Genomic DNA, 13,346 nt, shown 5'->3' with positions numbered 1-13,346 from the left:
GATGACCCAGCATGTATCGTAAGGGCACAATCCGGTTTCCCTGCAAACGGTGAATGTGTAGATCCATTTGCATTCCCTCACATGGTAAGTGGATGGATGAGAGGATCCCACAATGGTCCATTAATGCCTGTTTCAGAAGCAGAAGCAAACCCAATCAGATTTGACGGACCACCTAGAGTAATCGGTTTAGGATTCCAAGTAGCTAACGGTGAGTTAATCGGTCCTGTAGACTTATTTGATGACCCTGCATTTGACCCAACCCGTGAACAAGCGGCTAAAATTGCAACTTACATCAGAAGACACGGTCCATTCGAACCTCACAGATTACCATCTGAAGAAATGGAATACACCTCACTTCCTGGTGTAATGAAAAAATTAGAATCCAGATTCGAGGATATGGATTAGATTTAAAGAGATTTCAAATCTCTTCTTTTTTACTTTTTTTTAAAATTAATTTTTATGCGCAGTTATTATTGTAAAACTGCTTGAATTAATAGTTATTATGCAATCATCAACTTCAACATAATAGTTCTTTCCTTCTTTTTTAACTGCAGAATTATCCTGTTTAAGTTTTGAAATGCAGTAACTAACCGGTTCATCAATTATTCCTAAGTTTTTTTGTATTCTTACAATGCCCATTTCAGTTGTATGAATTTTATCAACATTTTCCAAAAGTGCTCTCTTATGCATCTTAACACCCGATTTTTGCATCTTGGTTAATAGTATAATTAGTTATTTATATACTATTTACCTATTTAGTATTATGTCATTTTTAAAATTCATTCTTAAAAATCCATTCAGGAGAAAGAACAGTGCAATTCTGGCAATTGTAGGAATTGCAATAGGAATTATAGTAATTGTTGCTCTTGGTGGAATCACAGATGGTTTAGTCAATACCTTCGAAGATACGATTCATGCGGGAGGTGCTGATTTTTCAATTTCAGGAAAGGAAACGGGAGATTCAGCTTATGGAACTAATACCATCGATGCAAATTGGACAGATAAGATTGCTAATGTAAGCGGTGTGGAAGAAACCTATCCGATTTATGTTGTCTTGACTTCGGTCGGTGATGACTATATGAACACATTAATAGGAATTGATCCTGAAGGAGCTACATTGGCAGACATATCTATGAAGGACGGTAGAATCTTCAAGGACAATGCTTCCGAAGCCATTTTGGGCGAAATATATGCCGATGACAATGATTATAAAGTGGGAGACAATATCACAATTGGCGGTGAAGACTTTGAAATTGTCGGAATTTACGAAACCGGCGACCAGAACATGGCTGGTGGGGTATTCACATCAATTTCCAAGGTTGGGGATTTGATGGACGATGAGGATTCAATCTCAAACATTTATGTCAAAGTCGAAAAGGGCGTAGATGCGCAGGAAGTGGCTGACAGGATAGATGCAGAGTATGGTGACAACATTACCACAATCACTTCAGTAATGGAAATGGAGCAAATGGCCGACATGCTGAACATGCTTCAGGCTTCCACTTGGGCTATTTCACTTCTGGCCATTGTTGTCGGAGGCCTTGGAATCATCAACACAATGTTGATGTCAGTGTTTGAAAGAACCCGTGAAATCGGCGTATTGAAGGCTGTAGGGTGGTCAGATAGAAAAATCCTTACGATGATTGTTGGTGAATCTTTAGTAATCACAATCGTTTCAGCCATCATTGGATCTTTAATAGGATTCCTGGCATGTACTTTGCTTGGTCCCCAAATGGGAATTTCCCCTTTGTTCACTCCTAAGATATTCATTCAGGCATTTGCAATAGCCATTGTTGTTGGAATTATCGGGGGGCTTTATCCTGCAATCAAGGCAGTCAAATTGCCTCCAACAGAAGCATTGAGGTATGAGTGAGGTGTTAACATGAATGCAGTAGAAATCAAAGACTTATACAAAAGCTATGAGGATGGCAGAATCAAGGCATTGAATGGAGTGAACCTCACAATAAAGGACGGGGAATTCGTTTCAATTATAGGTCCTTCCGGCTCCGGTAAATCAACTCTTTTGAATATGCTTGGCGCATTGGATGTCCCTGATTCTGGCGTTATTAATGTTGAGGGTCAGGACTTAAATTCATCTAAAAAGTTAAATGAGTTTAGGGCAGAAAAGATTGGTTTTATTTTTCAATTGCATAATTTGATTCCGAATTTGTCTGTAAGGGAAAACATTGAAATTCCAATGTATACTCAGGGATTATCTTCAAGCGAGATGAAAAATCATGCATTGAAACTGTTGGATGATGTTGGCCTCAAGGACAAGGCGGACATTTTGCCTTCAAAGTTATCCGGCGGGGAACGTCAAAGGGTAGCTATTGCCCGAGCGTTGGCAAATGAACCATCAATAATATTGGCAGATGAACCAACAGGATCACTAGATTCAAAGACAAGTAGCAGAATCCTTAAGCAGTTAATTGATTTGCACAAAGATAAAAATGTAACATTGATTATTGTAACTCATGATATGGATGTAGCTAAACTTGCAGACAGGGTTATCGAAGTTTTGGATGGTGAGATTATATCTGCCGGCGATGACTCTTTGATAAACAGCAAAATTGATGTTTAACTTATTTTAATTTAAATAAGTTACTCTTCTTCTTTTTTTTAAATTTTTTTATTATATTGTTATTTTGACTTCAAAATTTATTTCAGTCCGTAATATTGCAATTACTTTCTAAAATTACTTTAATTTCTAACAAAAAGCTTATTTATTCCTTGATTTTAATTAATAATTCATTGTATTATAATAAATGAGGAATAAATATGAAAGAAGAAAATCAGATACAAAAAACTTTGTTATATATCGGAGATGAAGGCGAAGTGTCGTTGGATGTTATTGTTGACCAAGAAAGGGAAACATTCTGGGCAACTCAAAAGACTATGGCTGAATTGTTCGGGGTTTCTAAATCTACAATTAGTGAGCATCTTAAACATATTTTCGATGAGGGTGAATTGAATAAAAATTCAACTGTTCGGAAAATCCGAACAGTTCAAACTGAAGGTAATCGTGAAGTTAAAAGAAATTCATCTTTCTATAATTTAGATGCCATCATCTCAGTTGGTTACAGAGTCAATTCTAAAAACGCAACACGCTTCAGAATATGGGCTACTCAGCAATTAAAAGAATTAATTATTAAAGGATTCGTTTTAGATGATGAACTATTGAAAAATGGTTCAAGATTTGGCAGGGACTATTTTGACCATTTGCTTGAAAGAATCCGCGATATAAGGTCTTCTGAGAGAAGATTCAATCAGAAAATCACGGATATTTATGCCACAAGCTTTGATTACAGAAAGTATGCTGAAGTCACAAGGGAGTTTTTTGCAACAGTTCAAAACAAGTTAATATATGCCGTTAGTGGTCAAACTGCAGCAGAAATAATTTCCGATAGAAGCGATAGCGAAAGAATTAACATGGGATTAACAAACTGGAGCAATCCAAATGGAAAAATCATATTAAGTGATGTTGTAATATCAAAAAATTATTTAAACGAAAGAGAATTGAAACGTTTGAATAATCTGGTTGACGGTTTTTTGACACTTGCGGAGTCAAGAGCTTATAATGAAATTCCTATGGCTATGAATGATTGGAAAGAGGTATTGGATGCATATATCAACCTCAATCAACTACCTATTTTAGTTGGTAAAGGTAAGATTTCATCTAATGAAGCTCATAACATTGCCAAAGAGGAATGAAAAATATAGGGTTATTCAAGATAGTAATTATCAGTCTGATTTCGATGAACTGATAATTGAAATAAAAAGATTAGAAGGAGTGGAAGATAATTAGATGATTCCATGAATCATCCTTAAGGCATCCAACAAACCATGGCTGTATTCGATGCAACCGAATGCAGTCCTCATATCCTTTTTTTCAAGATAATATTTGGAATCGTTCCAGTAGTCGATAGCCCTGTCATAGACTTCCTTTTCCTTTCCTTCAAAGGTAATGTCGGTTACCTGATTCAGGTTTCTCTCTAATTTTGCTATGTCCTTTGCAATCTTTTCCGGGCTTTCAAGTTCGCTCATTGTAGTCTCCTCCAAACGTGCAGTATTCTTTGTCCAACAGTAAAGTATGATAGGATTACTAAAATGTAAATGATGTATGTAAAGTAGATATCTCCTGCGAAGTATCCTATTACTGCTCCGACCATCAAAATAATCATGCGGACTGCCCTCTCGGCAATTCCAACATTGCAGTCCACGCCCTGTGATTCTGCTCTTGCTCTTACATAACTTACGCAGATTGCTGAATGTATCGCTAAGACCCCAACAAACCAGTCGCAGTATCCTCCGAATATTATTCCGATGTAGATTATTGCATCTGCAAACCTGTCCATTGTGGAGTCAAGAAATGCTCCGAATTTGGATGCCTTACCGTGATATCTTGCAACGGCACCATCCATAACATCCAGAAATCCTGAAGCCAGAATAGCTATTGTTCCCAAGAGCAATAGCTTGTTTGCAAATCCATAGGCTGCAATAAGCGCAATGAATGGTGAAATTATTGTCACGATATTCGGATTAACGTTCAATCTTTTAGCGATTGGGTTTAATATTTTTGTTAATAATGGTCTTAGACTTTGAAGCATAATTTATATTAAATATTTCATCTAATATAATTGTTAGGTAGGAAAAATGAAAATTTTAAAAACTAGTTCTGATGATTTTGATGAAAAAATAGTCAATGAAGCTATTAGAGTATTGGCTGATGGTGGGGTTGTATTGTATCCTACCGATACGATTTATGGTTTGGGAGCCAATATCTTCGATAATAAAGCGGTTAAGAAGGTTTTTGAAATTAAACAAAGAAGTTTGCTAAAGCCATTGTCCATACTTGTTAGTGATGTCAATGCCATTGATTTGGTTGCGAAGGTATCTATTCAGCAAAAACAAATCATAGATCAGTATCTTCCTGGACCCTATACATTCATTTTAAAGAAAAGGAATATTGTTCCGAGGGTTGTTACAGGAGGTTCAACTTTAGTCGGTGTGAGAGTTCCCAACAACGAAATCGCATGTAGGCTGGCCACCATTTTTCCAATAACAACTACAAGTGCTAATCTGTCTGATGAGGATGTATTGAGCAATCCAAAAGATATTCTGGAACAACTGGATTGTGAAGTCGATTTAGTCATTGATGTTGGAACTTTGGAATCAAGTCATGCATCAAAAATTATTGATTTGTCTGATTCAAGTCCGAAAATAATTAGAAAATAAAAAAGGATAAGAAAAGAAGATTATTCTTTTCTCTGTATTGCCACTGCAACTATTGCTGCAATTGCAATAACAACTATCAATATAAATATTGGATTTCCAACGGTTTTTATTAATTTTTCCGGAATGCTTTCATTTTGCGGTGTTTTGGTTGTCTTATTAATGATTTTGGTGTTGTTTTTGTTAATTGTGGTTGTATTATTTTCATTAATAATGAGAGTGTTTGTCTTATTTATGATTGTTTTATTGGTTTCATTAACAAGTGTTTCTTTCTTTTGGTTATTGTCTGTTGTATTCGCTGTTTTTTCGTTGTCTTGTTTTTCATCCGTTTTGTTGTCGGTTACATCTGCTTTTTTGTCCTCTTGTTTGTCGTCTGTTTTGTTGTCGTCTGCATCTGCAGTCTTTTCGTTGTCTTGTTTTTCATCAGTTTCATTGTCTGCTGATTCAGTTGCCTTTTCATTGTCATCCGGAGTATTGTTGTCGGTATCGTTGTTTTCCCCATCAATGCCATCATCTGTTATCGCAGCAAGTTTGGCATCATCAGGCATCTCCTTTAAAGATACTTTATATGCTAAACAATCAGATTTTTTACCATCGGCATCTTTTAAAAGTTCAAATTCAAAAGTGGCTCCTATGGAATCTTCAAGTTCAACAACAGCACTGTCTCCGATAGTTTCCTGTGAGTCTAAAACAGCGGAAACCACTTTATTGTCGCTATTTTTATAGTCCCCACTAGCGAAAATATCTATAATTTGACCAAGGTTATATTCACATCCTTGCCTGTAGGCTTCAATAATGGCCAATTTAACATAATTCTGAAGTTCGTCGCTGCCGGTATTTTCGCTAACAAATCTATCGCCGGTAGTTATCGAATCTTTTGTCAAATCAAGGTAGAATCCTGTAAATCCGTCGCTGAATTCAATTTCATCATTTGTAACTGAAATTGGAATGATATAATTGGCCATGTCCACTATTTCGCTTTCATTGTTTTCTAAAGTCTCATTTGTGCTGTTTTCTGCGGATACAATACCTAAACAGCCAACACAAAATAATAGAACAATCAAAGCTACAATTATTTTTTTGTTCATATTAAAAACTCCTTAAAGTTATTTGTCTATATTTATTTAATGCTTATAAAACTTTTGTTAAATTATATATCTTATAAAAATCAATATTTCATTATGAAAGTGTTAGCAAATTTTGAAGACAATCATAAAATTCCTTCAAACTCTTCATTGGATGTAATGTTGGGGGGAGGTTTTGAAAAAGGCACGATAACCCAAATATTTGGACCTCCAACCTCTGGAAAAAGCAATTTGACATTAACATTGGCTGTTAATGTAGCTAGAACTAACAAAAAAGTTATTTACATTGATACTGAAGGAGGAATATCCATTGACAGAATTAAACAGATTGCGGGATCGGATTTTTCAAATGTAGCTAATAATATAATAGTTTTCGAGCCAACCAGCTTCCAAGAACAAAATGACAAGTTAAGGTCAATTGATGTTTGGCTTAGAAGAAACCATGAAGATGTTGAACTGATTGTTCTGGACTCCGCTGTAGCGTTATATAGGGTTGATGATATGAAATCATCCAAATTAAATAAGGAGCTGGGCAAGCAGATGGGTCTTTTGTCTAAAATTGCAAGGCAATATGATGTTGCGGTGATAGTTACAAATCAGATATACAGTGCAATTGATGAGGAAGGAAACAGCGACATTAAGGCGGTTGGCGGAACCATATTGCAATATTGGAGCAAAGTTATTATTCAGCTTGAACGTGGAGATGAAATCAACCAGAGGGTAGCTACTTTAAAACGTCATAGAAGCATGCCTGAAGGCAAGCAGGCGGTTTTTACAATTACTTCAAGAGGAATTATTTAGGTAATTTTATTAACAATTAAAAATAAATATTTACTTTGGAATTTTTGGTGTGATATTATGAGGGATAAGGATTTTGATATTAAAAACCCAAGAAAAAAGTTTCATAAAACTGAAAGGGTGCCTCCAGAAGGCTATGATAGTGCAAATGACTTTTTTGAAGACATGTATATGGACAAGGAAATGATTTGGATGGGTCAAAATACAAATCATTTACACGGGGACATAATAGCCAATGCTATGATTGATGCCATTAAGGAAAAGACATTCTGCAGATATCCTGCCCCAGAAGGATTTTCCGAACTTAAGCAGCTTGTTTTAGATGATTTGGGTTTTGAAGATTCAGAAGTATTATTGACATCTGGTGCAACAGAATCTTTATACCTATGTATGCAAGCGCTTTTAGAACCAGAGGACAATGTGATTTTGTCAGATCCGGGATACTTCATCATAGGAGACTTTGCAAACCGTTTTGCAGGTGAAGTGAGATATGTTCCAATCTACTATGAAGAAAATAACTATAAATTAACTCCTGACTTGTTGAGAGAGCATATGGATGAAAATACCCGTATGGTTATCTTGATTGATCCTTTAAATCCACTCGGTTCCTCATACACTGAAGATGAATTGAAAGAGTTTGCAGAAATAGCAAAAGAGAATGACTTATACTTATTGCATGATGTAACTTACAAGGACTTTGCAAGAGAGCATTTCCTTGCGGAAAACTATGCTCCAGAGCAAACATTAACAATCTACAGCTTTTCAAAAATATTTGGAATGGCAGGCTTAAGAATTGGTGGGGTAATCTCTTCAAAACCAATCATCGATGCTATTAAAAATGCGGTTGTTAATGATTTAGGTGTAAACATCATTTCCCAATATGGTGCAATTGCAGGTCTTAAATCAAAGCCTGAATGGTTTGAAGAGATGAGGGAAACCTGTTTTGAAAATCAAAGGTTAATCCACGAAATGATTGAACCGATTGAAGGCGTATTCCTGCCGGTTTACCCATCAGATGCAAACATGATGGCAGTTGACTTATCAGGTGCGGGAATAGACCCAAAAGACATGTCAAATTATCTTGTTGAGAAAAAATTGTTCACAAGAGAAGGGGAATACACTTCAGAAGAATTTGGACACAAATATTTGCGTATAAGTTTCTCAATTCCAACAGAACAAATCAAGGTGTTCTGTGAAGAGTTCCCAAAAGCTGTTGAAGCATTGAGAAAATAATCTCACTTTCAAGAGGAAAAAAATGAGCGATAAAATAGCTTTAGTTTCATGCAGTGGATTAAGCCCTTTAGGTTTAGTCGTAAGGGCGGCCAGTGTGGAATTGGCTCTAGAAAATGAGAATATCGTTGCGGCATGTATAACCGAATATTCCGCACAGCCAAATAACTGCTCACCAATCTTGGATGATGCAAAAATCGTTACCGTAACCGGCTGTAGTGATGACTGTGCATCAGTCATCCTAAAGGATAAGGATATTGATGCAATTAAGAACATTTCAGCGGATTCACTCGTTAAGGCTTATGATTTAAATCCTTTGGATGCGGTCAGATTGGATGATGACGGTGAAAAGGCCGTTAAAATATTAAAAAAGTTCATCTTGGCAGAAATCGAAAATATCTAATACAGGATATTTTCTTATTTTTTTATAATCTCTATTTTTTCCAAGTTTTCTATTTCTTCTATTTTATTGTTTAAAAGGAGCAGTATTATCTCTAATGTTTTTTTAATTCCATCTTCTGATCTTTTAAATAAATTTTCGCTATTGTTTTCACATAAGTCAGCATAAACGCCGGTGGTGGTTGTTATTTCATATTTGTCTGTAATTATTGAGATTCCGCCATGGCCTATGCCCGCGGTAGTTCCGATAGCAATGTCACAGTTGCTTAAATCCTTGACGGCCTGCGCCATGATTTTGCTTACAATCTTATCTCCCTTTTCATCATAAACCTTAATGCCTTTAATCAATTTATCGGGTTCGGGAGGGTTTTCAACATTCAATATCTTTACAACAGCTTCAATTGTAGGGATAAACAAACTGCAGGTCACGCTAAGTTCATTATAATCAAAATCACCATAGTCCTTTGGATTTTCAATATAATCTCTTCCGAAGTTTCCTTCATAATTCTGAGCTAGTGCGTGCAGTTCCCGCCCAATTTTGCCGTGTGTAAAACATTCAGCTGTTGCTATCTTAATCATATTTATCCCAATAGTTTCAATGCATTCATTGTAATGATTTTTGCAACTTCATCTAAAGTATATGGAGTTACAGGCTCGTTATCTCTAATCAATTTGTTTGTTGTTAGAACAAGATGGTTTTCTGTTATTCCTTCTTTTCTCAACTCTTCAACAGCGGGATTGGAGTCATCATATTCGGATATGTCTTTGATTTCAATATTCTCATTTCCGAAGCCGAATATTCCAGCAGTTCCAATTGTTTTGGCACCTCTTTCATGAGCATGTTTGATGATTTTGGCTGCTGTTGGGATTGTGTTTCCTCCGGCAATGACTATAATCACGACATCCCCTTCTATTAAGTCAATATTGTCATCATCAATGTATTCAGGATAACTAACAATGTTTCTAAATTCCTCTTTGTGGGTGCAGAGTTGTTTTATGAAATCCGGCTTGTTCTGCCCGATTTCTGCACCTAACATTGTGAATATTACGTCTCCACCATCAATTTTTTGACCATCAAAGGCACCGATAACTTTTGGCCCTCCTCTGTGAACTTGCATCAAGTTAATTCCAATTCTCAAACCCAATCTTCCGCATCCGATTAGGTCAATTCTTCCATGAGGCACCTGTTTGTCTTCCATTTTTTGGATTTCATCACTCATCTTTTCACCAGCACTATGTTTATAACAATTGTTATTTATAATTTCTGAATAGGATTTTCATCAACAATTTCAATATCGATATCACATTCACTAATGGTCTCTTTTAATTTGTATAATCCTGGAACTTCACTCTCATGATGTCCTAGATCAATAAGGGTTATTCCTAGATTTTTAGCCAAAATGGCAGTTTCCTGACATAAATCTCCTGAAATTAGCAAATCCAATTTTTTATTTTTGGCCATTTTAACATATTCGGGATTTTTCAAGCCAAAACCGGAGATTATTCCAACTTTACTGATTTTTTTCCCGTCATCTAATTCATTGACAATTCTAACGTTTTCAAAATTATTCAAAAGGATATCTCTCAATTCTTTAAAGTTGGATTTTGACATGCAGATTCTTCCGATATTTGTCTTGTCATCAAAATAACCAATAACTTCCAATTTTAAGGTTTCAGCTAGCGCTTCATTTGCGCCGCCGTCAATGATGTCCCAATTTGAATGTATCGTGTAGGTTGGAGTTTCTGGGATAAACAATGGAGGATGATGTGTTATTATCAAGGTGTTTTCAGGATATTCATCATCTTTGGGCAGAAAATCCATGTAGATCTTAATTGAGGTGATTTCCTGTGTTAAATCATAGTCTTTCCTAAAGCCCACTTCATCCGAATCCAAAGCCAAAGATTTGGAAATCTTTTCATCTAAAAAATTAATAACTTCTTTAAGTCTCATTTAAACCATTTTCGAATTTATTCTGTTTAGCTCTTCTGCAATCATCTCGTCCAAATCAAATGGTTGAATCGTTGATACCTTAAATGCGCTTACGTTAATCAGTTCAATGAATTTATCTATGTTTTCTTCTTTAAAAATGACTTCTTCAAAAAAGCCCATTTCGCAAGCACTGTAAAGAACCCCCTCTTTCTCATGACATCTATTTAATAAATCTGTCAAAATCCCTATTGCCAATGTCATTGTTCCGGAGGTTTTTGTATCAATACCCATTGTTTTTATAATTACTTTATTTGGAGAGTTAACCTCTTTCAGCCTTTCATGGATGTTGTTTTTTGCTTTTAAAAGCTCATCATTATCTTCGGCAACAGGATCTTCTATTATGAATGCTTCGACATCAAATCTTGATGACTGCTCAACATTAATCCCTCCAAAGCCGGTGGTGTCAATAACAACATCTCCCGAATAGATTAAATCCAAGTCAGATGAAAATTCAACCTCGTTTTTTAAGCTTCCTCCAAGTTCAGTATGGAGCAAACCTTCTAAATGTGGATAGATATCAATTAATAGTATGTTGTTGTATTTTTCGCTTAGTCTTTTAACAATTCCGACACCTGTAAAATAGGTTCCGATAACAATTATTTTAGTGTCAACACCAATGTTCAAGCTTTCGATGTAATTGAAAACCGCTTCCGATTTTTTCAGGATAATGTCATTAAAGATATCAATCAATCTAGTCTCAGATTTGATTGTAAGCACTTCAGATGTTATTCCAGTATCAATGTTCATCATTCGACCTTCTCAAAACCAATCTTTTCAAGCGCTTCGCATGCTTCTTCATAAACTGCCTCTTCGATTGTCTTTTTATGAATCACGTGTGAAGGTGATGTTCCGGCAGTCAATATTCTTCCCTTATTGTCAATAAAAATAAGCAAAGATCCGGAGCCGGGAATTCCTAGGCGACCTCTAGCTATTATCAAATCGGCATCACTTTGGTCAAGCGCCATATATGCTTTTGCAAGAGCAGGAATCCTGCTGGTATCTGCAGTATTTGTATTGATCTGAAGTATTTGGGCTTCAGGCAGTCCATAGCTTTTCAAGACCCTGTTCAATACTTCCACTTTGATTCCATTCTTATTGGGTATGCATATCTTTTCAGCATTTCTTATGTATTCCTGAAGTTCACTTATCTCTTCAAGAGTATCTCCGAATCTACAGTTATTTTCAGATTCTTCAAATGCATTTCTTATCATCTTCTCAAATGCCATATTATCATATCTAAAAAAAAGAGATTATATAGTTTGAGGTATCAAATCCAGTTTTTCAATAACATTAACGACTTCTGAATAATTGCCGTAGTTTGGAGATCCCACTCCCTTGACCACATGAGGGTAATTGTCAGCTATAACTGTTGCCAAGTTGTTTGCGCCTGCCTTAAGTGAGAATTCCACATTTTCAGGGCCGACTGTTGGGGTTGGCATGGTGATTGTAATTTCAGGATACATTATTCTTGTAATGGCAACCATCTTCAATTGTTCTATAAGTGGAAATGCAGGCCAGTCTGCCATTGGGGTTCCTTCATATGGATTGAAACCCATTATTGGAATTTCTTCTAATGTTTTGAAGTTAGATAAGTAACGCAAATGTTTTATTCTATCTTCCTTACTTTCGCCAAGCCCTAAAAGGAGTCCTGAAGACAATCCTATTCCGGCGTCGCTCACTCTTTTACAGGTCAATATTCTTTGATCTAGGGAGTCTCCTGGTTTTCTTTGATAGAATACATCTTCGTTTATGGTTTCTAGATTGCAGCATATTGTGTCTGCACCTAATTCCGCTAAGTCTTGCACTGACTTTTCAGTCAAATCGCCACCCACATTGACAAGAATTTCCAAGTTTGAGTTTTCCTTTACAATTTTGCAAGCATTCACCGCTTGCTTTCCTTTGTAGCCATATCCTCCAGAACAGCTTACACGTGGGATATGTGCTTCTTGAATAGATTTAACAGCAGTTAATATTTCTTCGTTAGATTTATAAAATGCGTTATAATAACCTTTTTCAGAGGTTTCTTCGGCAAATCCACAATATTCACATCTAGGTTGAATTTGGCATTTGTTTGTAAGATGTACTGTAGATGTTAATTTAATTACTTTTGATTGATTATCTCTTATATCGCATGCTACCTTGAATAATTTTTCCAAATCTTCATCATTCTCGATATTTAACAATTCTAAAAATTCATCGTCAGTTAATTCTTGTCCTTGTTTTGCTTTATTTAAAATTTCATCAATCAATTTTACACCAACTTTATATAATATATATCTGAAACTTAACTTATTTTTTAATGGCTATTATTCATAACAATTAAAAAATAAGTTAAATTAATTGTTGGAATTAATCCAACAATTTAAACTTATTCTTGTTCGTCTTTACCTAAGTAATCTAACATGGTAGGTACGAGTTCTGCTAAGGAACCGAAGTTCATTGAGTCTGCGGTACCTAATAATGCAGCTGGGTTTAAAGCTTCATCCATTTTGTCAATTCCTTCACCTTGCATTAGTTCTGTCACATTGGATAATGCTTCGAATGCCATGCTTTGTGCGAATCCTGCAGGTGCGCCTAAGATTTGGGTTACAGTGTCTCTGTAAGCTAAGATA

Annotated in this window: 18 protein-coding genes and 1 pseudogene; 8 read left to right on the top strand and 11 right to left on the bottom strand. The window is 35.8% G+C overall.

The window, feature by feature from the left end; genetic code table 11:
- A partial coding sequence (locus tag ACJMLD_RS07065; protein ID WP_405269797.1) for a fructose 1,6-bisphosphatase occupies nucleotides 1-405 on the top strand: 405 nt, incomplete at its 5' end.
- A gap of 45 nt (nucleotides 406-450) precedes the next feature.
- Here the strand turns inward: ACJMLD_RS07065 and ACJMLD_RS07060 are convergent.
- Nucleotides 451-690, bottom strand: a complete 240-nt coding sequence (locus ACJMLD_RS07060; RefSeq protein ID WP_405269794.1) for a DUF3781 domain-containing protein — start codon at nucleotides 688-690, stop codon at nucleotides 451-453.
- A gap of 73 nt (nucleotides 691-763) precedes the next feature.
- Here ACJMLD_RS07060 and ACJMLD_RS07055 point away from each other — a divergent pair, with 73 nt between their 5' ends.
- The 3 genes from ACJMLD_RS07055 to rhuM all read left to right on the top strand — a co-directional run bounded on the left by ACJMLD_RS07055 (nucleotide 764) and on the right by rhuM (nucleotide 3,711).
- Nucleotides 764-1,873: an ABC transporter permease gene (locus ACJMLD_RS07055; RefSeq protein ID WP_405269791.1), complete on the top strand. Its 1,110-nt coding sequence runs from the start codon at nucleotides 764-766 to the stop codon at nucleotides 1,871-1,873.
- A gap of 9 nt (nucleotides 1,874-1,882) precedes the next feature.
- Nucleotides 1,883-2,581 carry an ABC transporter ATP-binding protein gene (locus ACJMLD_RS07050; RefSeq protein ID WP_405269788.1) on the top strand — a complete coding sequence of 233 codons (699 nt, stop codon included), beginning with the start codon at nucleotides 1,883-1,885 and terminating at the stop codon, nucleotides 2,579-2,581.
- A 197-nt stretch (nucleotides 2,582-2,778) separates the two neighbouring features.
- A complete protein-coding gene (gene rhuM, locus ACJMLD_RS07045; protein WP_405269785.1) occupies nucleotides 2,779-3,711 on the top strand; it encodes a RhuM family protein in 933 nt (310 codons plus the stop codon).
- Between the two features lie 90 nt (nucleotides 3,712-3,801).
- On the opposite strand, the gene ACJMLD_RS07040 is transcribed toward rhuM, so the two are convergent.
- Nucleotides 3,802-4,044: a DUF357 domain-containing protein gene (locus ACJMLD_RS07040; protein WP_405269782.1), complete on the bottom strand. Its 243-nt coding sequence runs from the start codon at nucleotides 4,042-4,044 to the stop codon at nucleotides 3,802-3,804.
- Complete coding sequence (gene pgsA / locus ACJMLD_RS07035) at nucleotides 4,041-4,607, bottom strand: archaetidylinositol phosphate synthase (protein WP_405269779.1); 567 nt, start codon at nucleotides 4,605-4,607, stop codon at nucleotides 4,041-4,043. Before pgsA ends, ACJMLD_RS07040 begins: the two co-directional genes overlap by 4 nt.
- A 46-nt stretch (nucleotides 4,608-4,653) precedes the next feature.
- Between pgsA and ACJMLD_RS07030 the strand changes: the two genes are divergently transcribed.
- Nucleotides 4,654-5,235, top strand: coding sequence for an L-threonylcarbamoyladenylate synthase (locus tag ACJMLD_RS07030; RefSeq protein WP_405269777.1), 582 nt, complete (start codon nucleotides 4,654-4,656; stop codon nucleotides 5,233-5,235).
- Nucleotides 5,236-5,255: 20 nt separating this feature from the next.
- Here the strand turns inward: ACJMLD_RS07030 and ACJMLD_RS07025 are convergent, their stop codons facing one another.
- On the bottom strand, nucleotides 5,256-6,320 hold the full coding sequence (locus tag ACJMLD_RS07025; protein ID WP_405269774.1) for a hypothetical protein: 1,065 nt from the start codon (nucleotides 6,318-6,320) through the stop codon (nucleotides 5,256-5,258).
- Nucleotides 6,321-6,413: 93 nt separating this feature from the next.
- Here ACJMLD_RS07025 and radB point away from each other — a divergent pair, with 93 nt between their 5' ends.
- From radB to ACJMLD_RS07010, 3 genes are read left to right on the top strand one after another with little or no spacing between them, the layout of a single operon-like run.
- Nucleotides 6,414-7,118 carry a DNA repair and recombination protein RadB gene (gene radB / locus ACJMLD_RS07020; RefSeq protein WP_405269771.1) on the top strand — a complete coding sequence of 235 codons (705 nt, stop codon included), beginning with the start codon at nucleotides 6,414-6,416 and terminating at the stop codon, nucleotides 7,116-7,118.
- Nucleotides 7,119-7,175: 57 nt separating this feature from the next.
- Nucleotides 7,176-8,348 carry a pyridoxal phosphate-dependent aminotransferase gene (locus tag ACJMLD_RS07015; protein ID WP_405269768.1) on the top strand — a complete coding sequence of 391 codons (1,173 nt, stop codon included), beginning with the start codon at nucleotides 7,176-7,178 and terminating at the stop codon, nucleotides 8,346-8,348.
- A gap of 22 nt (nucleotides 8,349-8,370) precedes the next feature.
- On the top strand, nucleotides 8,371-8,748 hold the full coding sequence (locus tag ACJMLD_RS07010) for a putative zinc-binding protein (RefSeq protein WP_405269765.1): 378 nt from the start codon (nucleotides 8,371-8,373) through the stop codon (nucleotides 8,746-8,748).
- 14 nt (nucleotides 8,749-8,762) lie between these two features.
- Here ACJMLD_RS07010 and ACJMLD_RS07005 read toward each other — a convergent pair whose 3' ends face one another.
- The 7 genes and pseudogenes from ACJMLD_RS07005 to ACJMLD_RS06975 form a co-directional block, all read right to left on the bottom strand.
- Nucleotides 8,763-9,323, bottom strand: a complete 561-nt coding sequence (locus ACJMLD_RS07005; protein ID WP_405269762.1) for a FeGP cofactor biosynthesis protein HcgF family protein — start codon at nucleotides 9,321-9,323, stop codon at nucleotides 8,763-8,765.
- A pseudogene (locus tag ACJMLD_RS07000) lies at nucleotides 9,316-9,943 on the bottom strand (hypothetical protein). Before ACJMLD_RS07000 ends, ACJMLD_RS07005 begins: the two are co-directional and overlap by 8 nt.
- Before the next feature lie 56 nt (nucleotides 9,944-9,999).
- Nucleotides 10,000-10,695, bottom strand: a complete 696-nt coding sequence (locus ACJMLD_RS06995; RefSeq protein WP_405269759.1) for a Nif3-like dinuclear metal center hexameric protein — start codon at nucleotides 10,693-10,695, stop codon at nucleotides 10,000-10,002.
- On the bottom strand, nucleotides 10,696-11,484 hold the full coding sequence (locus ACJMLD_RS06990; RefSeq protein ID WP_405269756.1) for an SAM-dependent methyltransferase HcgC family protein: 789 nt from the start codon (nucleotides 11,482-11,484) through the stop codon (nucleotides 10,696-10,698).
- The gene (locus tag ACJMLD_RS06985) at nucleotides 11,481-11,960 is read right to left on the bottom strand and encodes a DUF3236 domain-containing protein (protein WP_405269753.1); all 480 of its coding nucleotides are present in this window, start codon (nucleotides 11,958-11,960) and stop codon (nucleotides 11,481-11,483) included. The genes ACJMLD_RS06990 and ACJMLD_RS06985 overlap by 4 nt, the downstream gene beginning before the upstream one ends.
- A 24-nt stretch (nucleotides 11,961-11,984) precedes the next feature.
- The gene (hmdB, locus tag ACJMLD_RS06980) at nucleotides 11,985-12,983 is read right to left on the bottom strand and encodes a 5,10-methenyltetrahydromethanopterin hydrogenase cofactor biosynthesis protein HmdB (protein ID WP_405269750.1); all 999 of its coding nucleotides are present in this window, start codon (nucleotides 12,981-12,983) and stop codon (nucleotides 11,985-11,987) included.
- A gap of 119 nt (nucleotides 12,984-13,102) precedes the next feature.
- On the bottom strand, nucleotides 13,103-13,346 hold a 244-nt coding region (locus ACJMLD_RS06975), incomplete at its 5' end, for a 5,10-methenyltetrahydromethanopterin hydrogenase family protein (RefSeq protein WP_405269747.1).

It is taken from the genome of Methanobrevibacter sp., from assembly GCF_045112895.1.
Classification (GTDB): domain Archaea; phylum Methanobacteriota; class Methanobacteria; order Methanobacteriales; family Methanobacteriaceae; genus Methanocatella.
This window is presented reverse-complemented; position numbering and strand designations above follow the sequence as displayed.